Genomic DNA, 23,310 nt, shown 5'->3' on the forward strand with positions numbered 1-23,310 from the left:
TGCCATAGATACCCAGGCACACAGGGCGCACCGGGACACACCACGAGATGACGTGGTGGAGCCAGTCTAATGAAGGATTTCTCGCTGTCTAGCCTTACAAAGCATCAATCTCCCTCGGAGGGACTACGGATTTCGTAGGTGGAGGCCTCCGTTCCGAGCAGTCTTTCCGAAGCGAGCCGGTGCAGCCGGGCCGCCGCCGGATCGCCGAGGCGGTCGAGCGTGTCGGCCAGCCTGAGCTCCAACGCGGCCTGCAGGCGTACGTCCCCGGCCTGACGCGCCCAGTCCACGGCCTCGCGACAGGTGTGCAGCGACTCCTCCGGCCGCCCTGCGTACTCCTGTACACGTGCCACCTCGCTCAGTGCCCGCGCCTGGGCGGAAACGTCTCCGAGCCTGCGGTGTCCGGCGGCCGCCGCGCGCCAGCTGCGCAGCGCCTCGCCGTAGCGGCCCGCGTAGGTGTGCACCGTCCCGAGGCGGCCGTAAAGCCGGGCCTCGTCGGCCCGCTCGCCGCGCGCCTGGCGCTGCGCGAGTGCGCGCCCGTACCAGTCGGCGGCCCGCTGCCAGTCCCCCAGTTCCTGGTGGGCGCCGCCGACGGACTCCATCGCGCGGCCGGTCGCGTAGGCGTCGTTCGCCGTCCGGCCGGCGTCCAGTGCGGCCCGGTAGCGGGCGAGGGCGTCGTGGGTGCGGCCGCTCCTGGCGTCCAGGTCGCCGAGGTTCAGCAGCGCCGCCGCCCGTTCCCGGTGCAGGCCTCGGCGCTCGGCGACATCCAGCACCAGCTGGTGGAGCCCGTACAGATCGGGCGCTGCCGCCTCCGTGCCCTGGTGGGCGGCGAGGGCCCTGACCAGCGCCGCGACCAGCCGGCGCGCGAGGGTGTCCAGCTCACCGTCGTCCACCGCGAGCCGCGCGGAGGCCAGCAGCACGGGCCGGTTCGACCGCAGCCACTCGTCGGCGGCGGCCACGGAGGGGAAACGCAGCGCGCGGGGAAGGCCCGCGAGTTTCCTGCGGGCCGGGGATCCCTCGGGCTCGGTGATCGCGCGGCACGCCTGCAGGCGGCGCACGGTCCGCTCCAGCATCCTGGCCCTGGCGAGCTGCACCTCGGCAGGCCGTTCGCTCGTCTCCACCACCGCGCGCAGCAAGGGCGCGAGGCAGCCGGGCACCTCGAACCCGTCCCCGGCGGGGCGCAGCAGCCCGAGCACGGCGAAGCCCTCCAGCATGGTCCGGGCGGCGGACACCGAGCAGCCGGCGAGGGCCGACGCGGTGTGGGCGTCGGCGAGGCCTGCGGGGGCCAGGGCGAGCAGTCGCAGTGTCCGGGCGGCGGGCGGCGACAGGGATTCGTACACCAGCCGGAACGCCCGGGCCAGCGGCCGTGCACCGCGCGGCTGGTCGCCGTCGTCCGGGAGGGCCCGCAGTCGCTTGGCGGCATCGGCGACCGAGGATCCGGGCCTGGCCGCGAGCCAGCCGCCGACGAGGATCAGCCCGGCGGGCTGGCCGCCGCACTCCTCCGCGACGATCTCGGCGGCCTGCGGGTCGACGGTGATGCGTACCTCGCCGGTGAAGGCGGTGAGCAGCTCGATGGCGGACTTGGCGTCCATGCCGCCGAGGGTGCAGGGGCGTACGCCGGGAATGCCGGTGAGCGGGCCGTCGGAGACGGCGACCACCAGGCAGTCGGGGTTGTCGGGCAGCAGCAGGTCGACGTGCTCGGCGTCGTGGGCCTCGTCGACGAGGAGCAGCACCCGGCGTGCGGCGAGGGCCCCGCGGACCATCTCGGTCAGTTCGTCGTCACCGGCGCCGGGGGGCGAGGCGATGCCGAGGTCGCCGAGGAGACGCCGGGCGGCTTCGTCGAGCGGTACGGGAGGCCCGCCGGGCTCGGCCAGCCGGACCCGCAGGATGCCGTCCGGGTAGCGGTCGGCGAGCTGCCCGGCCAGTTCCTCGGCGAGGGCGGTACGCCCGGAACCGGGGCGTCCGGCGATGAGGAGGACGCGGGCGCGGGCGGCCTTGCGGCCGGCGAGGGTGTCGAGTCCGGCGCGTTCGATGTCGGCGTGCAGTGACTTGAGTTCGCGTTGCCGGCCGTGGAACCGGTCACCGGAGCCGGGGCGGACGGCATCCGCCCGGTCGGAGCCGCCCAAGTCCAGCGCCTGATCCGTCACGGGCCACGCTCCAGTCCGTCCGCGCACGAGCCGAGCCCGCCGGGGGCTCCGCACGGGCGGTTCGAGCGTAGTTCACGCTCTGCGACGAACGGCCCGGAGCGGCCGGGCGCGACACCGCGATCGCTCGATCGGATCAGCGGATCGTCACACAGTCGGTGCTGATTGTGCGTCAGCCACCACGCGCACCACGCCGCTCGCACGTGCGCGGGTCCGCGGACTCGCTCTCGTGCCTGCCTGCCGGCCGGGCCCGGCGCCGTATCTGCGTCACGCCTCGAACGGACGGGCGGGCCAGGGTGCCTCCGGCCCGCGCAGTGCGTCGAAGCCCTCGCCCGCGCGCGCCGCCACCGCCGACAGGACGCCGACGACCAGGCAGGTGTTGTGCAGCTCCCCGGCGAGCACCGCGCGGACCAGGTCCTCCAGAGGCACCCGGGCCAGCTCCATGTCGGCCTCTTCCTCGGCGACCTCGAAGCGTTCGCCGTCCGCCTCGGACAGGTCACGCGCCAGGAAGATCCGTACGGCCTCGTCGCAGCCGCCGGGGGTGGTGTAGATGTCGGTCAGCACCCGCCAGTCCTCGGCCTTGACGTGCGCCTCCTCGTACAGCTCCCGCTGTGCCGCGTGCAGCGGGTTCTCGCCGGGGACGTCCAGCAGCCCGGCCGGGATCTCCCACAGCTTGTGGCGTACGGGGTGTCGGTACTGGCGCAGCACCAGGACCCGGCCCTCGTCGTCGAGGGCGAGGACGGCGACCGACCCCGGGTGCACCTGGTAGTCGCGCTTGACGACCGACCCGTCGGGCATGACCACGTCGTCGGTGCGGACACTCGTCTTGTTGCCGCGGAACGGTGTCCCGGTCGCGGTGACCCGCCACTCCTCGGGCGTGTCCTTGATGGTCATCGAAAGCGTCCTTCCACCACGCGCAAACGGAAACCGGGGCACGGAACCGTCGTGGTCCGTACCCCGGTCAACGGTATCGCCTGCGGGTTACCTGCCCTGCTCGCCCGCCTGCTGCCGCTCCACGGCCGCCTTCACCAGACCGGCGAACAGCGGGTGCGGACGGGTCGGGCGCGAGCGCAGCTCCGGGTGCGCCTGGGTGGCGACCAGGTAGGGGTGCACCTCGCGCGGGTACTCGACGTACTCGACGAGCTTGTTGTCGGGGGAGGTGCCGGAGAAGAGGATGCCCGCCTTCTTCTCCAGCTCCGCGCGATAGGCGTTGTTCACCTCGTAGCGGTGGCGGTGGCGCTCCTCGACGTACGGCTGGTCCGCGTAGACCTCGCGCACGATCGAGCCCTCCGCGAGCTTCGCCGGGTACAGGCCGAGCCGCATGGTGCCGCCCAGGTCGCCCGCACCCTCCACGTACGCCAGCTGCTCCTCCATGGTGGAGATCACCGGGTGCGCGGTCGCGGCGTCGAACTCGGTGGAGTTGGCGTCCGGGATCTCGGCCAGGTTGCGGGCGGCCTCGATCACGATGCACTGCAGGCCCAGGCACAGACCGAGCAGCGGGACCTTGTTCTCCCGCGCCCAGCGGATGGCGCCGACCTTGCCGTCCACACCACGCTCGCCGAAGCCGCCGGGGATCACGATCGCGTCCACGTCGCCGAGCTGCTTCTGCGCGCCCGCCTGCGTCTTGCAGTCGTCGGAGGTGACCCACTTGACCTTGACGCGGGCCTTGTTCGCGAAGCCGCCGGCGCGCATCGCCTCGGTCACGGACAGGTACGCGTCGGGCAGGTCGATGTACTTGCCGACCAGCGCGACGGTGACCTCGTGGTCGGGGTTGTGGACGCGGTCCAGCAGGTCGTCCCAGGTCGTCCAGTCGACGTCGCGGAACGGCAGGTCGAGCTTGCGCACGACGTACGCGTCCAGGCCCTCGGTGTGCAGCACCTTCGGGATGTCGTAGATCGACTTGGCGTCGATGGCGGCGACGACCGCGGCCTCGTCGACGTCGCACATCAGCGAGATCTTGCGCTTGATCGCGGTCGGCACATCGCGGTCGGCACGCAGCACGATCGCATCGGGCTGGATGCCGATGTTGCGCAGCGCGGCGACCGAGTGCTGCGTCGGCTTGGTCTTCAGCTCACCGGACGGGCCGATGTAGGGCAGGAGCGAGATGTGCACGACGAAGACGTTGTCCCGGCCGACCTCGTGGCGGACCTGGCGGACGGTCTCCAGGAAGGGCAGCGACTCGATGTCGCCGACCGTGCCGCCGACCTCGGTGATCACCACGTCGACGTCGTCGGTGGCCATGCGGCGGATGCGGGACTTGATCTCGTTGGTGATGTGCGGGATGACCTGGACGGTGTCGCCGAGGTACTCCCCGCGCCGCTCCTTGGCGATGACCTGCGAGTACACCTGGCCGGTGGTGACGTTCGCCGAGCCGTCGAGGTCGACGTCGAGGAAGCGCTCGTAGTGGCCGATGTCCAGATCGGTCTCGGCCCCGTCGTTGGTGACGAACACCTCACCGTGCTGGAACGGGTTCATGGTGCCCGGGTCGACGTTCAGGTACGGGTCGAGCTTCTGCATGGTGACCCTCAGGCCCCGCGCCTTGAGCAGCGCGCCCAAGCTGGAGGCCGTGAGGCCCTTGCCGAGGGAGGAGGCGACACCCCCGGTGACGAAGATGTGCTTGGTCGTCATGGTTTTGGGCGGCATCGCCAAGAGGGGGCTCCCGTGGTCGCGTGGTGGTGTGCGTACCGGCGTCCCACCCGGATTCGGGGGTGCCGTCGCTGCGGTTTCGGGGCCTTCTCGAATCCGGGACGGCCACCGGTCCACGGGGTACCAGGGTATCAGCGACGGGGCACGGCCGCTTCCGGCCGCAAGCGGCGACGCGCCCGATCCCGCCAGGGGCCGTTCACCGCACCTCACCTGCCGCTCGCTCGTTCGGCGCAGTCACGTTGTCCGGACACCTGCGCGTATCACTTGCGTGCGTCGTATCCTGCTCGGACACTCGCTGCCGAGCCGGGCCGGTCGACCCGTACCACCGAGCCCCGTCACCCGGAAAAATCCGGCGCCCCCCACACCATGCGGGTCGCGACGGTGCCACTGTGGTGTTTGGGGTACCGCGGCTCGTCAACGACCCTTGACCGCAGTAAGCGCCCCGCGGGGCGGACGTGGCCGTTCGACTGGAGATGCACGTGGCCGGGCGCATCGAGGATTACGCACTCATCGGAGACATGCAGACCGCAGCACTGGTCTGCCGGGACGGCACGGTCGACTGGCTGTGCCTGCCCCGCTTCGACTCGCATGCCAGCTTCGCCGGGCTCCTCGGCAACGAGGAGCACGGTTTCTGGCGGCTTGGACCGGCGTACAGCGTGAACGACGCACCGCCGAGCGCCGACCGGCGCCGGTACCGCGGCGACTCGCTGATCCTCGAATCGGAGTTCGACACGCCGCGCGGCACGGTCCGCGTGACCGATTTCATGCCGCCCCGTGACGGTGCGCCCCAGCTGATCCGGATCGTGGAGGGCGTCAGCGGCCGGGTGCCGATGCGCTCCCAGCTGCGCATGCGGTTCAGCTACGGGCGTGTGGTGCCGTGGGTGCACAAGATCGACAACCGTACGGTCGCCGTCGCCGGTCCCGACTCGGTGTGGCTGGACACCGAGGTCGACACGTACGGCAAGGACCTGACCACCTACTCGGACTTCACGGTCGCGCCCGGTGACCGGATCGCGTTCACGATCAGCTGGCAGCCCTCGCACAAGGAGCAGCCTGCGCTCCCGGACCCGGAGGGCTCGCTGGAGGCGACCACCGACTTCTGGCGGGAATGGGTCGATCACTGCACGTACCACGGGCCGTACCGCGAGGCCGTCGTCCGTTCGCTGATCACGCTGAAGGCCCTGACGTACGCCCCGACCGGCGGCATCGTCGCGGCGCCGACGACCTCGCTTCCCGAGGACATCGGCGGCGTGCGGAACTGGGACTACCGCTACACCTGGCTGCGCGACGCGGCCATCACCCTGTCGTCGCTGCTGCGCACCGGCTACCGCGAGGAGGCCCGCGCCTGGCGCGAGTGGCTGCTGCGCGCGGTCGCAGGCGACCCGGAGAACCTGCAGATCATGTACGGGATCGCCGGTGAACGGGAGCTGGGCGAAGCCGAATTGGACTGGCTGCCGGGCTACGAGGGATCGAGCCCTGTCCGGGTCGGCAACGGTGCCGCACACCAGCTGCAGCTCGACGTCTACGGCGAGGTCACCGAGGCCCTGCACCTCGCGCACATGACCGGCCTCGCGCGCAACGACTACGCCTCGCTGCTCCAGCTGAAGCTGATCCAGTACCTGGAGAAGCACTGGGACCAGCCCGACGAGGGCATCTGGGAGGTCCGCGGCCCGCGCCGGCACTTCGTGCACTCCAAGGTGATGGCCTGGGTCGCCGTCGACCGCACGATCAAGCTCATCGAGTCCGGCGACGCCGACGGTCCGCTGGACCGCTGGCGCGAACTGCGCGAGGAGATCCACCGGGACGTCTGCGAGAAGGGCTACGACAAGGAACGCAACACCTTCACCCAGTCCTACGGCTCGCAGGAGCTGGACGCCTCGCTGCTGCTGATCCCGCAGATGGGCTTCCTGCCGCCGGACGACAAGCGTGTCATCGGCACGATCGAGGCGATCCAGCGCGAGCTGTCGACCTCGGACGGTTTCATCCTGCGCTACCCGACGGAGGGCGCGCACAAGGGCGTCGACGGCCTGCCCGGTGACGAGGGCGCGTTCCTGGCGTGCTCGTTCTGGATGGCCGATGACCTGGCGATGATCGGCCGGGTCGACGAGGCGCGCAAGCTGTTCGAGAAGCTGCTCGCCCTGCGCAACGACCTCGGGCTGCTCGCTGAGGAGTGGGACCCGCGGCTCCAGCGGCAGGTGGGCAACTTCCCGCAGGCGTTCAGCCATGTTCCGCTGATCGACACCGCGCTGCGGCTGACGGCATCGGGCGCGTACGGGGGCTGATCCGTGTTGTCCGTGGATGTGCCGCCCCTGTAGCGTCCGCAGCCATGGAAACGCAGGGCGGCATCACCGTGCAGCGGGCGCTGGAGCTGCCCGGGCTGCGCAGCGGACTGCCGGAGGTGCTCGCCGGGGCGGACCGGCTCGACCGCACGGTCCGCTGGGTGCACGCCGGTGAAGTTCCCAACATCGCCTCCCTGCTCAAGGGCGGCGAACTGCTGCTGACGACCGGTCTGGGGCTGGGCACCAGACCGGCCGAGCAGCGGGCCTTCGTGCACCGGCTCGCCGAGCGCGGGATCGCGGCGCTGGTCGTCGAACTGGGGTCGAGGTTCACGCGGCTGCCCGCCGCGATCATGGAGACCGCCCGAGCCTGCGGAATGCCTCTGGTGCAGCTGCACCGCGAGGTGCCGTTCGTGACGGTCACCGAGGAGATCCACACCGAGATCGTCAACGGCCACTACGCCCTGCTGCGCCAGGCCGAAGAAGTGCACCGGCGGTGCACCGAGGCGCTGCTGGGCGGCGGCGGGGTCCCCCGGGTGCTCGGCATCCTCGCCTCCTTCACGGGCGACCCGGTCTTCCTGGAGACGCCCGACGGGCAGCTGCTGTACGCGGCTGACAGACCCGGTGACGAGGCGGCCGTCGCCGACCCGCTCCAGATGTGGGAAGGGCTGCGTGGCGGGCGCCATGACGGGCCGCCGACCAACGCCGTCCTGGTGGACGTGCCCGGCGGCGGCCGGGGCACGGGCGCGGTGCGTGCGCGGCTGGTCCTGCTGGCGGTGTCGTCCCCGCTGCTGCCCGTGCACCGCATCGCCGCGGAGCGCGCGGCGGCATCGCTCGCCGTCGTCCTCATGCAGGCCCGCCAGGAGGAGGAGCTCGCGGCCCGTGGCCGTGGCGACTTCCTGACCGATCTCGCCGAGGGCCGCATCGCCCCCGACGACGCCCCGGCACAGGCCCGGGTGCTCGGTTTCAAGCCGGGCTCGGGACCGCTGCTGCCGGTGGTGATGCGGCTCGCGGCCGAGCTGACGCCGACAGGCAACTGGGCCGTGCTCGCGCGGGCCGTGTCCGACGCCCTCGCCTCACTGGGTGTGCCGGTCCTCCTCGGCGTACGCCCCGTGGAGGGCCGCGTCCCACTCCTCGTCGGCCTCCGGACGGAAGACGAGCGGGCGGCGGTCGCGGGCCGCGTCGCCGACGCGCTGCGCACAGGAGTCGAACGGGCGGGTCTTGAGCGGGCAGGTGCGCACCCGCCGGTCGTCGTGGTAGGCGTGGCGGGCGGCTGGGCCACGGCGGGCGCGGGGCTGCGGCACGCGGCCGAGACGGCGACGGCGGCGCGCGGTCTGAGCGACCGCCCCTGGTACGACGCCCGCCGCCTGGACATCGACCTGCTGCTGTGGCGCCTGCGCGAGCACCCCGACCTGGCGGCGTTCGTGGACCGCGCGATCGGCCCCCTGCGGGCGCACGACGCCTCGTCGCGCCCGCCGCTGCTCCCGACGCTGGAGACGTATCTCGCCCACGCGGGCCGCAAGGCGGAGACGGCCCGGGAACTGCATCTCAACCGGCAGACGCTGTACAACAGGCTGGCGCGGATCGGCGAACTGCTGGGCACGGACCTGGACGACCCGGAAACGGTGCTCTCCCTGAGCCTCGCCCTGCGGGCACGGCGGCACGTGCCCTGAGGGGCGGGGCGCGGCCGACTGGGGGCTCTTGCACCCCACGCCGCCGTCGGGGCTCGCCCGAACCCGCCACGCCCAACGCCCCCGTCGGGGCTCGTCCCGAACCGGCCGCACCAAGCCCCCGTCGGGGCTCGCCCCGAACCCCGCGCCTCAAACCCGGCCGGGCTGAATTCCGGGGCACAGCCCCACTCCCCCGCCCCAAACCGCGGCTTGGCCGGAGGTTACCGGCCAAGCCGCGTTCCCTTGACGCGCTGCGCAGCCACATACCGACGCCCGCACAGGCCGGATGGTGCTGCGGGGCTGGAGGGCACCGGCCGAGCTGCGCTCTCAGCGGATCTGCGCTCTCACTCGACACACGCGCACAGGCCGGACGGTACTGCGGAGCTGCAAGGCACCGGCCCAGCTGAGCTCGCACTCGACACGCCTGCGCAGCCACGCACCGAAGCCGCGCAAGCCGGACGGTGATGCGGGCGCTGGAGGGTGCTGCGGGGTGCCGGCGACGCTGAGTCCGCTCAACTCCACCCGCTTGCGCAGCCACGCACCGAAGCCCGCGGGAGAGCCAGACGGTGTTGCGGAGCCGGAGGGTGCCGCCGGAGCTGAGTCTGCTCAACTCGACCCACTTGCGCGGCTCGTACCGAAGCCCGCACCCGCCCGGCCGGACAGTGCTGCGGAGCAGGAGGGTGCCGCGGAGCGGCAATTCCAGCCCGTCCGGCGTTAGAGGACGCTCCCGCTACGCCTGACGGCGTGGGAGGTGCCCCACTCCGGCCGTACGGGGCCCGGGGCGGAGCCCCGGTTCGGGAAGGGGCGGGGTGGGGAGAACGCAGCGGTCACCTGCCGCCCGCCACCTCGTCGTACACGCTCAGTGCCTGCGCGATCGTGTCGTCCTCCGACGGCCAGGTGTCCGCCTGCGCCCGACCCGCGCGCGCCAGGTCCTCCCGGCGTGACGGGTCGGCCAGGAGTGCCGTCACCGCCGACGCCAGCGCTCCCGCGTCTCCGTACGGAACGAGGACCGCCGCTTCGCCCACCAGTTCCGGCAGGCCGCCGACGGCCGTAGCCACCAGCGGGACGCCCATCCGCAGTGCTTCCTGCGCCAGCACCGAGCGCGCCTCCCAGCGGCTGGGCAGGACGGCGAGGTCCGCGGCGGCAAGGAGTTCGGCGGCGTCGTCCCGGCGGCCGAGGAGCCGTACGCGCAGGTCCTCCTCGTCGATACGCCGTTGCAGCAACGCCCGCTGGGGCCCCTCACCCGCGATCATGAGCAGCGGCGCCGGGTCCAGGGCACGCCACCGGAGGGCCGCGTCGAGCAGCACGCCGTAACCGCGGTGCTCGTCAAGGCTGCCGACAGAGATGAGCAACGGCCGCTCGACCACGCCCAGTTCGGCGCGCTTCTTGTCCGGCAGGCCGAACGGCGCGCAGCCGCGCGGGGTGGCAAGTGGTGCGAGCCGGGCGTCGCGGGCGCCGCGCTCACGGGCCCTGTCCACGAGCTCCGAGCAGGTGGCGAACACAACGGCTGCCGCCCGTACGGCCCTTCGTTCGACGAGCCGCAGCACGTGGCCCCGCGCGCCCTCGCCTTGCCCGCGCGTGTGCCAGGTGACGACGAGCGGCACGTCCTGTCCGCTCAGCGCGAGCGAGGCGCGCACGGCGGCGTGCAGCCCGTGCGCGTGCACCACGTCCGCGCCGGCGCACGCCGCGCGGAGCATCCCCACGGACAGGGGGTCGCTCCGGCGCGGCACGGGCACAAAATGCGCACCGCATCCCAAGTAGTCGTATTCCCGGTCGAGTTCGGCAGGGGCGCACACCGTCACCCGCACGCCCCGCGCCACCAGCCCGGCGGCCAGCGACCTGACGTGCGCGCTGCTGCCCGCACTGCCGCCGCCCAGCACCTGGACCGTACGCAGCTGTGTCACCCGCCAAGGATGCCAGTCCGTACGGACGTTCCGGCACCGTCCGCATGTCGTGCCTGTGTCGGAACGGGGTCCTCGGCGACCGGATCACCCACATAGGTGAATCAACCGGCCTGCCGGCGCCGGCTTCCCGGGCGCGAACACCCACGGGCGCCGACCGGTCCGGCAAGCCGCCCTCCGCCCCGAGCCCCCGGACACCCAGGTCAGACGTCCGCGCGGGCCGTCGCCAGCAGTTCCTCCGCGTGCGCCCTCGCCGTCTCCGAGTCCTCCTGGCCGGCCAACATTCGGGACAGCTCGCGCACCCGGTCCTCGCCCTCCAGGACCGTGACGCCGGACCGGGTCACCGACCCGTCGTCGGTCTTCTCGACGAGCAGCTGCCGGTCCGCGAACGCGGCCACCTGCGGCAGGTGCGTGACCACGACCACCTGGGCCGACTTGGCCAGCTTCGCCAGCCGCCGCCCGATCTCCACCGCCGCCTTGCCACCGACGCCCGCGTCGACCTCGTCGAAGAGGTACGTCGGCACCGGGTCGGTGCCCGCGAAGACTACCTCGACGGCGAGCATCACCCGCGAGAGCTCACCGCCGGACGCGCCCTTGGCGATGGGGCGCGGAGGTGCGCCCGGATGCGGGGCCAGCAGCAGCTCGACCTCGTCCGCGCCGTGCGGGCCGTACGCCACCGGACGGCCGCCGATCTCCACGCCGTCCGGGTCGTCCGTCTGCCGGACCGCGAACGAGACACGCGCGTGCGGCATCGCGAGCGAGGCGAGCTCCTCAGTGACGGCCTCGGCGAAGCGCGCGGCGGCCTCCGTGCGGGCGTCCGTCAATGCCTGGGCGAGCTCGGAAAGTTCACCGCGCAGTGCATCACGCTCCGTGATCAGCTCGCCGATCCTGCCATCGTCGCCATCGAGCTCGGTGAGCCGGGCCGCGCCCTGTTCCGCCCACGCCAGCACGGCCGCGATGTCCGCGCCGTACTTGCGCGTCAGCTGCGTCAGCGCGGCCCGGCGCTCCTCGACGGCCGCCAGCCGCAGCGGGTCGGCATCGAGGTTGTCGGCATATCCGGCGAGTTCGCCCGCCACGTCGCCGAGCAGGATGGAGATCTCCCCCATCCGGTCCGCGAGCGCGGCCAGGGCCGGGTCGTGGGCCCGTACGGCGTCCAGGGCCCGCCCCGCACCGGCGACCAGGGTGGTCGCGTCCACGGCTTCGGGGTCCTCGGGGTTGCCCGCGAGGGCAGCGTGCGCGACGGACGCAGCGGAGGCGAGGGCCTCGGCGTGCCCGAGCCGCTCCGCCTCGGCCGCGAGCTCGACGTCCTCGCCGGACCGCGGCTCGACGGCCGCGATCTCGTCGAGGCCGAAACGCAGCAGATCCGCTTCCTGGGCGCGTTCACGGGCGCGCGTGGTCAGCTCGTCCAGCTCCGCCGCGACGGCGCGCAGCCGACGGTAGGCGGCCGCGTACTTCGCGTGCGGGCCGGTGACGGCGTCGCCCGCGTAGCGGTCGAGCGCCTCCCGCTGGCGGGCGGGGCGCAGCAGGCCCTGCTGATCGGTCTGACCGTGGACCGCGACGAGTTCGTCGGCGAGCTCGGACAGCATGCCGACCGGCACGGAACGCCCGCCCAGATGGGCACGCGAGCGCCCCTCCGCGGAAACGGTCCGGCTGATCAGCAGCGTGCCCTCATCGAGCTCGGCCCCGGCCTCCTCCGCGCGCAGCGCGGCGGGCGCGTCGGCGGACACTCTGATCCGCCCCTCCACCACCGCCGATTTCGCGCCGATCCGCACCAGGGCAGGGTCGGCACGCCCGCCGAGCAGCAGCCCGAGGCTGGTGACGACCATCGTCTTGCCCGCGCCCGTCTCGCCGGTCACCGCGGTGAACCCGGGCGACAGCTCGACGACCGCGTCGTCGATGACCCCGAGCGACCGTATCCGCATCTCCTCCAACACGGTCATGACCTTACGAGGTCCGGGGGCCGCCGCGCGACGGACCCCGGCCACCCATTCACTCTCCCGGGCAAAGCGGAGCGCGCTCAGTGCGGCGCGCCCCGCCAACCGGACACCGGCAGGGCGAACTTGGCCACCAGCCGGTCCGTGAACGACGCGTGGTGCAGCCGGGCGAGGCGTACCGGAACGGCTCCGCGGCGGACGACGACGCGAGCGCCCGCGGGCAGTTCCACGGTCCGGCGGCCGTCGCACCACAGCACTCCGTGCGGGGTGTGCGGCTGGACCTCGACGGCGAGGGTCGACGTCGGCGAGGTCACCAGCGGCTTCGCGAACAGGGCGTGGGCGCTGATCGGCACCATAAGCAGCGCCTCGACCTCGGGCCACACCACCGGTCCGCCGGCCGAGAAGGCGTACGCGGTGGAGCCCGTCGGGGTCGCGCAGACGATGCCGTCGCAGCCGAAGCCGGTCACGGGACGCCCGTCGATCTCCAGGACGACCTCGAGCATGCGCTCGGGCGAGACCTTCTGGACGGCGGCCTCGTTCAGAGCCCAGTCCCGGTGCACGATGTCGCCGTTGCTGTGCACCACAACGTCGAGGGTCATGCGCTCCTCGACCTCGTAGGCGCGGGTGACGACCCGGTCGACCACCCTGTCGAGGTCGTCGCGTTCCGCCTCGGCGAGGAAGCCCACCCGTCCCAGGTTGACGCCGAGCATCGGCACGCCCGAGGCACGGGCGAACTCGGCCCCGCGCAGCAGCGTCCCGTCGCCGCCGAGCACGATCAGCAGCTCACAGCCGTCGAGCACCTCGGGCGTCGCGTCGGGCACGGTCTCGACGGAGGCGGGCAGCGGCAGATCCGCCGCCTCGGCCTCCAGTACGCGCACGTCGATGCCGTTGCGCAGCAGCCCCTGCACGACGAGTTCGGCGCTGCGGATCGCCGCCGGCCGGCCGGTGTGAGCAAGCAGGAAAACGGTGCGTACGCGGGTTCTGGCCGCTGTCGTGGTCACTTCTGTCGTGGTCAACGAGGTCCCTCCGCCACTGCACGGTCAACGTCCGCCGGATCGAGTTCGGGCGCCCCGGCCCGGAGCCACAGAAAGTATTCGACGTTCCCTGAGGGGCCCGGAAGCGGGCTCGCGGTGACCCCCAGTACTCCGAGGCCGAGCCCCCGCGCCCGCTCGGCCACGGCCTTCACCGCTTCGGCGCGCAGCTCGGGGCTGCGCACCACTCCGCCGCTGCCGAGGCGCTCCTTGCCCACCTCGAACTGCGGCTTGACCATCAGGACGAGGTCCGCGTCGGGCGCGGTGCAGCGCACCATGGCCGGCAGAACGAGCCCGAGCGGAATGAAGGACAGATCGCCCACCACCAGGTCCACCGGCACTCCGTCGATCGTCTCCAACGTCATTTCTCGCACGTTGGTACGGTCCTTGACGGTCACGCGTTCATCGCTCTGCAGGGACCAGGCGAGCTGCCCGTAGCCGACGTCCACGGCGACGACGTGCGCGGCGCCCTCGCGTAGCAGCACGTCGGTGAAACCGCCGGTCGACGCGCCCGCGTCCAGCGCCCGGCGCCCTTCGACCTTCAGGCCGAGGGGTACGAAGGCGGCCAGCGCGCCCGCCAGCTTGTGCCCGCCACGGGACACGTAGTCCGGGTCGCTGTCGTCCGAGGCGACGACGATCGCCGCACTCGTCTCGACCTGGGTGGCGGACTTGGTCGCGGTGTTGCCACCGACGCTGACCCGCCCGGCGGCGATCAGCTGGGCGGCGTGCTCGCGCGAGCGCGCGAGCTTGCGGCGTACCAGCTCGGCGTCGAGACGGCGGCGGGCGACTCCTGCCACGGTGGGTTCAGCTCCTGTGGTCGTGCGGCGGATGGTGCGGGGGCTGCGGTCCCGGGCGGGTGTCGAGCGCGGTCAGCGCGTCCCGCAGGCCCCGGTGTACATCCTCGTACACCTCCAGGTGTCCGTCGGCGGCGAGGTGGTCGGCATCGGCCAGTCTCTCCAGCAGGGCGTCCACCTCGGCGTGGCCGGTGGGTGTGCGCTGCACGCCGAGCGGCGCGGGCGCCGCGGGGTCGGGCGCCTGCTCCGACTCCGTCTGCTGTACGGGCTGGTCCTGGCCCGGCATCGAGTCGCTCATGCCCAGACGCTACCGCGAAGCCCTGCGGTACCGTCGATCACGATGGCCACGACGCAGGAGTGCCTCGGCGCACTCGAAAAACTCTCGGACAACCTGGCGAACGCGGACGGCGACGTACGCGGTGCGGCTGCGCTGGACCGTTCCCTCAGCTGCCACGTCACTGACCTGGACACCACGTTCGCCGGCCGTCTCCAGGACGGCCGGATCGTGGTGACGCACACCCTGGTGGGCCCGCCGCGGGAGAAGGCGGAGATCCGCCTGGCGATGACGGGCGACGATCTGGTGGCGATGGTCGACGGCGAGCTGCATTTCGCGAAGGCGTGGGCATCGGGCCGGGTCAGGCTGGAGGCGGGCTTCCGGGATCTGCTGCGCCTGCGCTCGCTGCTGTGACGCCGCGGGCGCTGCGGCCCGCTCCACGTCTCCCGGGTTCCCCAGGCGCAGTCCACAGTCGGCAGCACCTGGAGCGACGCCGGTCAGGCACCGGGCACCAGCGGTCGGCAGCACCTGGGAGCGACGCCGGTCAGGACACGAGGCACCCGCGGTCGGCAGCGCCTGAGGGACAGCTTCAGGACACCGTCGCCGCGCGCCTGCGCGCGAACGGCACGACCAGCGGTGTCCCCGACTCCGGGTCCTCGATGACCTGGCTCTTCACTTGGAAGACCTCCGCCACCAGCTCCGCCGTGACCACGTCACCCGGCGCGCCCTCCGCGACGACCTTGCCGTCGCGGAGCGCGATCAGGTGGGTGGCGTAGCGCGCCGCCTGGTTGAGGTCGTGGAGCACGGCGACCAGCGTGCGGCCCTGCGACTCGTGCAGCTCCGCGCACAGGTCGAGCACCTCCAGCTGGTGCTGGATGTCCAGGTACGTCGTCGGCTCGTCGAGCAGCAGTAGCGGCGTCTGCTGCGCAAGCGCCATCGCGATCCACACGCGCTGGCGCTGACCACCCGAGAGCTCGTCCACGTAACGGTCGCCCAGCGCGCCGACGCCCGTGGCCGCCATCGACTCCTGGACGATCCGCTCGTCGTCGGCCGACCACTGCCGCAGCAGGCCCTGGTGGGGGTAGCGCCCGCGGCCGACGAGATCGGCGACGGTGATGCCGTCGGGAGCGATCGACGACTGCGGCAGCAGACCGAGCGTCCTGGCGACCTTCTTGGCGGGCAGCGAGTGGATGGTCTGCCCGTCGAGCAGGACCCGGCCCTGGGACGGCTTGAGCATCCGGGACAGGGCGCGCAGCAGGGTGGACTTGCCGCAGGCGTTGGGGCCGACGATCACCGTGAAGGAACGGTCGGGAATCTCCACCGAGAGGTTCTCGGCGATGACCCGCTGGTCGTAGGCGAGGGTGACCGATTCCGCGGTGAGACGCTGCATGGTGGTCGTACTCCCGGCGTTCTGAGGGGACTTCTGAGAGGGTGCGGCGGCAGGGCTCATATCCGTCCGGCCTTGCGTTCGGTGATGAGCAGCCAGAGCAGGTAGCAGCCGCCGAGGACACCGGTGACCACGCCCACGGGCAGCCGGCGGTCGGTGAAGGTGTTCGTGGCCGCCCAGTCCGCGACGAGCAGCAGCGCCGAGCCCATCACGGCCGCCGCGGCGAGGTTGGGACCGGGCGAGCGGGTCAGACGGCGGGCGAGCTGCGGAGCGCTGAGGGCCACGAAGGAGATCGGTCCCGCGGCGGCGGTGGCGACGGCGATGAACAGCACACCGGCGGCCATCAGCACGATCCGGGTGCGTTCGACGGGCACGCCCAGCGCGTACGCCGCGTCGTCGCCCATCTCCAGCATCCGCAGCGGCCGTCCGTACGCGATGACCACCGGCATCAGCACGGCGCACATGATCAGCAGCGGCAGGACCTGGGCCCAGTCGCGTCCGTCGAGGGAGCCGGTCATCCAGAGCGTGGCGCGGGTGGCGTCGACCAGGTTTGCCTTGGTGACCAGGAAGTGGATGACCGCGGTGAGCACGGCCGCGACGCCGATGCCGACGAGGACGAGCCGGAAGCCCTGCATCCCGCGCTTCCACGCGAGCAGGTGGACGAGGACGCCGGTGAGCAGTCCGCCGGCGACCGCGCCGCCGGACACGGCGAGCGAGCCGCCCTCGAAGAGCACGATGACGGTGAGTGCGCCGACGGTCGCCCCCTGTCCGAACCCGATCACATCGGGGCTGCCGAGCGGATTGCGGGACAGGGACTGGAAGATCGCGCCGCTGAGGGCGAGCGACGCCCCGACGAGGACGGCGACGAGCACACGCGGCAGCCGCAGCTCCTGGACGATGAACTCCTGTGCGGCGGTGCCGCTTCCGAGGAGCGTGTCGACGACGTCGCCGAACGACATCGGGAAGTCACCGCTGCCGATGAGCACTACGGCCGCGGTCGCGGCGGCCGCGGCGAGCGTCACGACGACGGCCGCTGCCCGCGGGTCGAGCCGGACGGAGAACCCTCCGGGTGTGCGTATCGTTTTCACCGGGGTGTTCACAGCTGGGCCATCCTCTTGCGGCGTACGAGCTGGATGAAGACGGGGCCGCCGATCAGCGCGGTGACGATCCCGACCTGCAGTTCGGAGGGCCGTGTGACGACCCGGCCGACAATGTCCGCGCCGAGCAGCAGGACGGGCGCGAGCACCGCGGCGTACGGCAGGATCCAGCGCATGTCGGGGCCCGTGACGGCCCGCACGGCGTGCGGGATCATCAGCCCGACGAAGACGATGGGGCCGCATGCGGCCGTCGCGGCACCGCAGAGCAGGGTGACAGCGACCATCGAGAGGACGCGGGTGCGGTTCAGATGGGCGCCCAGGGAGCGGGCGGTGTCGTCGCCCATCTCCATCGCGTTCAGCGGCCTGGCCAGCAGCAGCGACAGCACCGTGCCGACGGCGACGAACGGCAGAACCTTGGTGACGGTGCCCGTCTCGGCCGAAGCCAGCGAGCCGACGGTCCAGAACCGCAGCCGGTCGAGCGCCGCCGAATCCAGCAGCTGGACGGCGTTGATGTACCCGTACAGGGCGGCCGTCGCGGCGGTGCCGGCCAGCGCGAGCCGCACCGGGGTGGCGCTGCGGCTGCCGCCCAGGACGTACACCGCGGCGGAGACGACCGCGGCCCCGGCGAACGCGAACCATACGTATCCGGTGAGCGAGGTGACACCCAGGAAGCTGATGGCCGAGACGACCGCGGCCGCCGCTCCCGCGTTGACGCCCAACAGGCCGGGTTCCGCGAGGGGGTTGCGGGTCAATGCCTGCATGACCGCTCCGGACAGGCCGAGCGCGGCCCCGACGATCAGACCGAGCAGCGTCCGCGGCACGCGTACGTCGCGGATGATGGCGTCGTTCCCGGAGCCCGTGTTGTGGAACAGGCCGTCCCACACGTCGGACACCGGGATCGACTTGGCGCCCACGGCGATGCTCGCGACGCAGACAAGCAGCAGGATGACAACCGACACCAGCAGCCCGACGGCACGCAGGGCGTGACGCCTGGGGCTGTTGGGTGCGGATATCGGCTCCGCGCTGTGACTCGGGGGGCTCTCGACCAACACGCGGTTAGGTTAGCCTAACCTCTCATCACGGCCTGGGTCGGCTCAAGGCAGTCCCACGTGGGCCGACTCCGCCGGCCGACGTCGGCTCGGCACCAGCTCGGCACCGACTCGGGGCTACAACTCCAGGCGGGCCAGCACCTTCCCCGCGTCGAGCGTGCACGAGCCGTCCCCGGCGTACGTCCACGCGGCACCGCACAACGCCCGCAGCCCGTCCAGCGGCGTTCCCTCCCCGTCCAGCACCAGCTCGTCGCCGCGGACCGCCGCGCTCCAGCCGCCGCAGCGGAACTCCCCGTCCGCCTCGGTCACTTCGCGCTGCGACGTCAGCATGCCGCGCAGATCGGCGTCGATGTACGTGGGCCGGTGCGACGGCACGGCCGCCAGCAACTGGGCCGCATCCGTGACCCCGGTCAGGACGAGGAGCGAGTCCACGCCCCCGTTGAACGCGCCCTCGATGTCGGTGTCCAGACGGTCCCCGACCACCAGCGGCCGCTCGGCTCCTGTCCGCAGGATCGTCTCCCTGTGCATCGGCGGCAGCGGCTTGCCCGCGATCCGGGGCTCGGCACCGGTCGCGATCCGCACGACCTCGACCGCCGCACCGTTCCCGGGCGCGATTCCGCGGGCACCGGGAATCGTCAGGTCGGTGTTGGACGCGAACCACGGCACGCCCCGAGCGATGGCGTAGCACGCCTCGGCGAAGCGGCCCCACGCCAGATCCGGCCCCCCGTACCCCTGCACCACGGCCACCGGGCCGTCGTCCGCCGACTCCACCGGTTCGAGCCCGCGCTCGCGCAGCGCCACCCGCAGCCCTTCACCGCCCACGACCAGCACTCGTGAACCGGCCGGAACCTGCTCGGAGATCAGCCGCGCCACCGCCTGCGCGGAGGTGATCACATCGCCGGGGGCGGTGGGGATGCCGAGTTCGGTCAGGTGCGCGGCCACGGCGTCCGGGGTGCGCAGCGCGTTGTTCGTCACATACGCGAGATGCATTCCGCCGGCGCGGGCCGTCGCCAGCGACTCGACGGCGTACGCGATCGCCTCCCCGCCCGCATACACCACCCCGTCGAGGTCGAGCAGGGCCGTGTCGTACGCCTCGCTCAGCGCGATCGCGCTGCCACCCGGCCGGTTCGTGCCCTGCTGACTCATCCGTTTCCGCTCCTTGCTCGGGTCCACTCCCCCGATCATCGCTCATGGCCACCGACACATACGATGCCCAGATGAACAACGAAGGTCCTGCGGCCCATGACGGTCTGCACCTGATCCCGTTCCGCGGACTGCGCTACGTCCCCGAGCGGGTGGGCAGCCTCGCCGCCGTGACCTCACCGCCCTACGACGTGGTGGTCAGGCCCGACGGCCTGCACCACCTGGAATCGGCGGATCCGCACAACATCGTGCGTCTGATCCTGCCCCAGGCCGCCCTGCCGGAGGACCGCCACCGGCAGGCCGCCGAGACCCTGTCGCGGTGGCTCGCCGAAGGCGTCATGGCCGCGGACCCCGAGCCCGCCCTGTACGTGTACGAGCAGCGCAAGGGCGATCTGCTGCAGCGCGGCGTCATCGGGGCGCTGGCCCTGTCCGAACCCTCCGACGGCGTCGTCCTCCCGCACGAGGACGTGATGCCGGAGGTCGTCGCCGACCGCGCCGCCCTGATGCGCAGCACCGCGGCCAACCTCGAACCGCTGCTCCTCGCCTACCGCAGCGGCGGCGAGCTCTCCGGGACGGGCGCCGTCATCGAACGCACCAGCCTGTGCCCGCCGGTGCTCGCCACCACCACCGAGGACGGCTTCAGCCACCGACTGTGGTCGGTCACCGACCCTGCCGAACTGGGCGAGATCCGCCTGGACCTGAGCAGCCATCAGGCTCTCATTGCGGACGGCCATCATCGCTGGGCGACCTATCTGCGGCTGCGCGCGGAGCACACGACGTCACCGGGCCCCTGGGACTACGGCCTGGTCCTGCTCGTGGACACGGCCCGCTATCCGCTACAGGTGCGGGCGATCCACCGGCTGCTGCGGCGGCTGCCGGTCGCCGACGCCCTGGCCGCGCTCGACGGCTCGTTCCGCGTTCGCGGCCTGGACGTTTCGCTGCAGCAGGCCCTCGACGCTCTCGCCGAGGCGGCCGCGGAGGGAAACGCCTTCCTGCTCGCCGGCGACGGCCGCTTCCATCTCGTGGACCGCCCGGATCCGGAGCTGCTCGCCGACACCGTGCCCGGCGGACGTCCGGCGGCGTGGCGCACGCTGGACGCGACGGTGCTCCACGCCACGATGCTGGACCGCCTCTGGCGGATCCCTGACACCCCGGAGCACATCACCTACATCCACGACAGCCTGGCCGCGGTCACCCAGGCCGAACGGGACGGCGGCACCGCGGTCTTGATGCACCCGGTACGGGAGGACGTCGTCCGCGACCTGGCGCGCGAAGGCGTCACGATGCCGCGCAAGTCGACCTCGTTCGGCCCGAAGCCGGCGACCGGCCTGGTGCTGCGGAGCCTCGATCTGGACTGAGATCCACATATAGCACCTTCACGTGAGGGCGGTACCCCGGCCGGGGTACCGCCCTCACGCATCACTGCTACCGCTGCTACCGCCTACTCGGCGGACCTACTCCGGCGCCTCGTCCTGCGCGGCGACGTCCCCCGCGGCACCGGTGTCACCCGGCTCCGCGGCCTGGCCGGAGGCCTGGGAACCGCCCTTGTGCTCGTCGAGGTGCTCGTCCGCCTCGGCCTCGTCCTCATGGGTCTCGTCCGCCTCGGCCTCGTCCTCATGGGTCTCGTCGAGGTCGACGATCGCATCGACGAACTCGACCCCGTCGATCTCGGCCAGCCGGTCGGAGGCGTTGGTCGCGCCGTCCTTGTCGGCCTCCAGCGCCTTGGCGAACCACTCACGCGCCTCACCCTCGCGTCCGGCGGCGAGAAGTGCGTCGGCGTACGCGTACCGCAGCCGCGCGGTCCACGGCTGGACGGAGTTCGAGGCCAGCTCGGGACTCTGCAGGGTCACGATGGCGGCCTCCAGCTGCCCCATGTCCCTGCGCGCCCCAGCGGCGACGAGCCGCATCTCGACCTGGCCGGCCTTGTCCAGCTTCTGCACCTCGGGCTCACCGGCCATCGCCAGCGCCCGCTCTGGACGGCCAAGACCGCGCTCGCAGTCGGCCATGACGGGCCACAGCTCCACACTGCCGGTCATCCGCCGCGCCGCCCGGAACTCGGCCAGCGCCTCGGAGTACTTCTGCGTCGCGTACGCCGCGAAGCCGGCGGCCTCGCGCACGGCGGCCACACGGGAGGCGAGGCGCAGCGCCACGCGGGAGTAGGCGTAGGCCTGCTCGGGGTCTTCGTCGATCAGGTTCGCGACCATGACGAGGTTCCTGGCGACGTCCTCGGCGAGACCCTTCGGAAGGCTCTGCAGCTCCTGACGCACGTCCTTGTCGATCTCGTCGCCCGTGACGTCATCGGGGATCGGCAGACGCTTGATGGGCTCACGGTCGGGACGGTCCCGGTCGTCGCGCCGGCCGAATCCGCCACGGTCGTCGCGGCCTCGGTAACCACCGCGGTCGTCACGGCGGTCGTCACGCCTGTCGTCGCGGCGTGGACCGCGGAAGCCGCCCCGGTCGCCGCTGTCCCGCCGGTCGTCGCGGCGGAAGCCACCACCGGGACGGTCGTCACGGCGCCCGTAGCCACCGCCGGCGGGGCGGCCACCACGGTCGTCACGCGGCCGATCGTCACGACGGAAGCCACCACGGTCACCACTGTCACGGCGATCGTCCCGGCGGTCGTCACGCCTGTCGTCGCGCCGGAAACCACCAGTCAGACGGTCGTCGCGGCGGTCGTCACGACGGAAGCCACCACCCTGGCGATCGTCACGCGGCCGGTCGTCACGACGGAACCCGCCGCCGGCGGGACGGCCACCACGGTCGTCACGCGGCCGGTCATCGCGACGGAACCCGCCACGGTCACCACTGTCACGGCGATCGTCCCGGCGGTCGTCACGCCTGTCATCGCGACGGAAGCCGCCACCACGCTCGTCATCGCGACGGAAGCCGCCGCCACGCTCGTCGTCACGGCGGAAGCCGCCGCCCTGGCGGTCGTCGCGACGGCCGTAACCGCCGCCCCCAGCGGGGCGTCCACCACGGTCGTCGCGGGGTCCGCGGTACCCACCGCGGTCGTCATCCCGCCGGAAGCTCCCGCCCGGACGGTCGTCGCGGCGGAAGCCGCCACCCTGGCGGTCGTCACGCGGCCGATCATCACGACGGAAGCCACCGCCGGCGGGACGGCCACCACGGTCGTCACGCGGCCGGTCATCGCGACGGAACCCGCCACGGTCACCACTGTCACGGCGATCGTCCCGGCGGTCGTCACGCCTGTCATCGCGACGGTCGTCACGGCGGAAGCCGCCACCCTGGCGATCGTCACGCGGCCGATCGTCACGACGGAACCCGCCGCCGGCGGGACGGCCACCACGGTCGTCACGCGGGCCGCCGTGTCCACCGCGTTCGTCGTCGCGGCGCGGTCCCCTGTCGCGGTCGTCACGGCGGAAGCCGCCGCCTGCGCCGCCGGCGGGGCGACCGCCGCGGTCGTCGCGGGAGCCGCGGTATCCACCGCGCTCACCGCGGTCGTTGTCACGACGAGGCCCGCGGTCCCGGTCGTCACGACCGCCGCGGAATCCTCCCCTGTCACCACCGTCCCTGCGACGCGGCTCGCGCTCCGGACGATCGTCGGGAGAGTTGGTGGACATCGGCGTGACTCCTGTCTTCGGGTACCACAGTCATTCTCGCGCAGTCGGCCATCGACCGCGCTTCGGCATATCAGCAAAACAAAAAGGACCCTTGGTCCAGCGTGAACGCTGGACCAAGGGTCCTCCAAAGATTGTTCGGCGGCGTCCTACTCTCCCACAGGGTCCCCCCTGCAGTACCATCGGCGCTGAAAGGCTTAGCTTCCGGGTTCGGAATGTAACCGGGCGTTTCCCTAACGCTATGACCACCGAAACCCTATCGGGTTCTAGCGAACAAGCACACTCTTCAATTAATAAGTGAAACTTGGTTCAACCGGTGCGACTGTTCGCAACCCGGGAACCACACAGTGGACGCGAGCAAATGAGGTCAAGCCCTCGGCCTATTAGTA

At 72.2% G+C, this 23,310-nt stretch carries 18 protein-coding genes and 1 rRNA gene; 4 read left to right on the forward strand and 15 right to left on the reverse strand.

All coding sequences use genetic code 11. The features are described 5' to 3' along the window. Positions 1-104: 104 nt before the first annotated feature. The 3 genes from J7E88_RS31445 to J7E88_RS31455 all read right to left on the reverse strand — a co-directional run bounded on the left by J7E88_RS31445 (position 105) and on the right by J7E88_RS31455 (position 4,784). Positions 105-2,144 (reverse strand): tetratricopeptide repeat protein, encoded by a 2,040-nt coding sequence (locus J7E88_RS31445; RefSeq protein ID WP_215186841.1) that lies wholly within the window; start codon positions 2,142-2,144, stop codon positions 105-107. 264 nt (positions 2,145-2,408) lie between these two features. Continuing rightward, positions 2,409-3,035, reverse strand: coding sequence for an NUDIX hydrolase (locus tag J7E88_RS31450; RefSeq protein WP_215186842.1), 627 nt, complete (start codon positions 3,033-3,035; stop codon positions 2,409-2,411). An 87-nt stretch (positions 3,036-3,122) separates the two neighbouring features. Continuing rightward, positions 3,123-4,784: a CTP synthase gene (locus J7E88_RS31455; protein ID WP_215186843.1), complete on the reverse strand. Its 1,662-nt coding sequence runs from the start codon at positions 4,782-4,784 to the stop codon at positions 3,123-3,125. Between the two features lie 482 nt (positions 4,785-5,266). Between J7E88_RS31455 and J7E88_RS31460 the strand changes: the two genes are divergently transcribed. Further along, on the forward strand, positions 5,267-7,069 hold the full coding sequence (locus J7E88_RS31460; protein ID WP_215186866.1) for a glycoside hydrolase family 15 protein: 1,803 nt from the start codon (positions 5,267-5,269) through the stop codon (positions 7,067-7,069). Positions 7,070-7,113: 44 nt separating this feature from the next. Next, complete coding sequence (locus tag J7E88_RS31465; protein ID WP_215186844.1) at positions 7,114-8,736, forward strand: PucR family transcriptional regulator; 1,623 nt, start codon at positions 7,114-7,116, stop codon at positions 8,734-8,736. Between the two features lie 824 nt (positions 8,737-9,560). On the opposite strand, the gene J7E88_RS31470 is transcribed toward J7E88_RS31465, so the two are convergent. From J7E88_RS31470 to J7E88_RS31490, 5 genes are all read right to left on the reverse strand, one after another. Then, positions 9,561-10,637: a glycosyltransferase family 4 protein gene (locus J7E88_RS31470; protein WP_215186845.1), complete on the reverse strand. Its 1,077-nt coding sequence runs from the start codon at positions 10,635-10,637 to the stop codon at positions 9,561-9,563. Positions 10,638-10,837: 200 nt separating this feature from the next. Beyond that, entirely contained in the window at positions 10,838-12,556 is a 1,719-nt protein-coding gene (gene recN / locus J7E88_RS31475) for a DNA repair protein RecN (RefSeq protein ID WP_215186867.1), read from the reverse strand. Positions 12,557-12,651: 95 nt separating this feature from the next. Further along, entirely contained in the window at positions 12,652-13,584 is a 933-nt protein-coding gene (locus tag J7E88_RS31480) for an NAD kinase (protein WP_215186846.1), read from the reverse strand. Beyond that, positions 13,581-14,396 (reverse strand): TlyA family RNA methyltransferase, encoded by an 816-nt coding sequence (locus J7E88_RS31485; RefSeq protein WP_215186847.1) that lies wholly within the window; start codon positions 14,394-14,396, stop codon positions 13,581-13,583. Before J7E88_RS31485 ends, J7E88_RS31480 begins: the two co-directional genes overlap by 4 nt. Positions 14,397-14,403: 7 nt before the next feature. Next, positions 14,404-14,691 carry a hypothetical protein gene (locus tag J7E88_RS31490; protein ID WP_215186848.1) on the reverse strand — a complete coding sequence of 96 codons (288 nt, stop codon included), beginning with the start codon at positions 14,689-14,691 and terminating at the stop codon, positions 14,404-14,406. Between the two features lie 42 nt (positions 14,692-14,733). Between J7E88_RS31490 and J7E88_RS31495 the strand changes: the two genes are divergently transcribed. Further along, on the forward strand, positions 14,734-15,081 hold the full coding sequence (locus J7E88_RS31495) for an SCP2 sterol-binding domain-containing protein (protein ID WP_215186849.1): 348 nt from the start codon (positions 14,734-14,736) through the stop codon (positions 15,079-15,081). A 175-nt stretch (positions 15,082-15,256) separates the two neighbouring features. On the opposite strand, the gene J7E88_RS31500 is transcribed toward J7E88_RS31495, so the two are convergent. From J7E88_RS31500 to J7E88_RS31515, 4 genes are all read right to left on the reverse strand, one after another. Then, a complete protein-coding gene (locus tag J7E88_RS31500; protein ID WP_215186850.1) occupies positions 15,257-16,057 on the reverse strand; it encodes an ABC transporter ATP-binding protein in 801 nt (266 codons plus the stop codon). A gap of 56 nt (positions 16,058-16,113) precedes the next feature. Continuing rightward, positions 16,114-17,154, reverse strand: coding sequence for an iron chelate uptake ABC transporter family permease subunit (locus J7E88_RS31505; protein ID WP_215186851.1), 1,041 nt, complete (start codon positions 17,152-17,154; stop codon positions 16,114-16,116). Then, entirely contained in the window at positions 17,151-18,200 is a 1,050-nt protein-coding gene (locus J7E88_RS31510) for an iron chelate uptake ABC transporter family permease subunit (protein ID WP_251023503.1), read from the reverse strand. Before J7E88_RS31510 ends, J7E88_RS31505 begins: the two co-directional genes overlap by 4 nt. A gap of 117 nt (positions 18,201-18,317) precedes the next feature. Next, the gene (locus tag J7E88_RS31515) at positions 18,318-19,346 is read right to left on the reverse strand and encodes an HAD hydrolase-like protein (protein WP_215186852.1); all 1,029 of its coding nucleotides are present in this window, start codon (positions 19,344-19,346) and stop codon (positions 18,318-18,320) included. A gap of 71 nt (positions 19,347-19,417) precedes the next feature. Here J7E88_RS31515 and J7E88_RS31520 point away from each other — a divergent pair, with 71 nt between their 5' ends. Then, on the forward strand, positions 19,418-20,701 hold the full coding sequence (locus J7E88_RS31520; protein ID WP_215186853.1) for a DUF1015 family protein: 1,284 nt from the start codon (positions 19,418-19,420) through the stop codon (positions 20,699-20,701). Between the two features lie 96 nt (positions 20,702-20,797). Here the strand turns inward: J7E88_RS31520 and J7E88_RS31525 are convergent, their stop codons facing one another. The 3 genes from J7E88_RS31525 to rrf form a co-directional block, all read right to left on the reverse strand. Beyond that, the gene (locus J7E88_RS31525; RefSeq protein ID WP_308307676.1) at positions 20,798-21,610 is read right to left on the reverse strand and encodes a tetratricopeptide repeat protein; all 813 of its coding nucleotides are present in this window, start codon (positions 21,608-21,610) and stop codon (positions 20,798-20,800) included. A 386-nt stretch (positions 21,611-21,996) separates the two neighbouring features. Beyond that, the gene (locus J7E88_RS31530) at positions 21,997-22,839 is read right to left on the reverse strand and encodes a hypothetical protein (protein WP_215186854.1); all 843 of its coding nucleotides are present in this window, start codon (positions 22,837-22,839) and stop codon (positions 21,997-21,999) included. 218 nt (positions 22,840-23,057) lie between these two features. After that, positions 23,058-23,174 (reverse strand): 5S ribosomal RNA (gene rrf / locus J7E88_RS31535). Positions 23,175-23,310 lie beyond the last annotated feature (136 nt).

This window comes from Streptomyces sp. ISL-10 (genome assembly GCF_018614575.1).
Taxonomy (GTDB): domain Bacteria; phylum Actinomycetota; class Actinomycetes; order Streptomycetales; family Streptomycetaceae; genus Streptomyces.

Excerpts from the sequence above, each read along its gene's own strand:
- J7E88_RS31465 (WP_215186844.1), top strand. The coding sequence starts at position 7,114 with ATGGAAACGCAGGGCGGCATCACCGTGCAGCGGGCGCTGGAGCTGCCC.
- J7E88_RS31515 (WP_215186852.1), bottom strand. The coding sequence starts at position 19,346 with ATGAGTCAGCAGGGCACGAACCGGCCGGGTGGCAGCGCGATCGCGCTG.
- J7E88_RS31520 (WP_215186853.1), top strand. The coding sequence starts at position 19,418 with ATGAACAACGAAGGTCCTGCGGCCCATGACGGTCTGCACCTGATCCCG.
- J7E88_RS31500 (WP_215186850.1), bottom strand. The coding sequence starts at position 16,057 with ATGCAGCGTCTCACCGCGGAATCGGTCACCCTCGCCTACGACCAGCGG.
- J7E88_RS31490 (WP_215186848.1), bottom strand. The coding sequence starts at position 14,691 with ATGAGCGACTCGATGCCGGGCCAGGACCAGCCCGTACAGCAGACGGAG.
- recN (WP_215186867.1), bottom strand. The coding sequence starts at position 12,556 with ATGCGGATACGGTCGCTCGGGGTCATCGACGACGCGGTCGTCGAGCTG.
- J7E88_RS31450 (WP_215186842.1), bottom strand. The coding sequence starts at position 3,035 with ATGACCATCAAGGACACGCCCGAGGAGTGGCGGGTCACCGCGACCGGG.
- J7E88_RS31455 (WP_215186843.1), bottom strand. The coding sequence starts at position 4,784 with ATGCCGCCCAAAACCATGACGACCAAGCACATCTTCGTCACCGGGGGT.
- J7E88_RS31495 (WP_215186849.1), top strand. The coding sequence starts at position 14,734 with ATGGCCACGACGCAGGAGTGCCTCGGCGCACTCGAAAAACTCTCGGAC.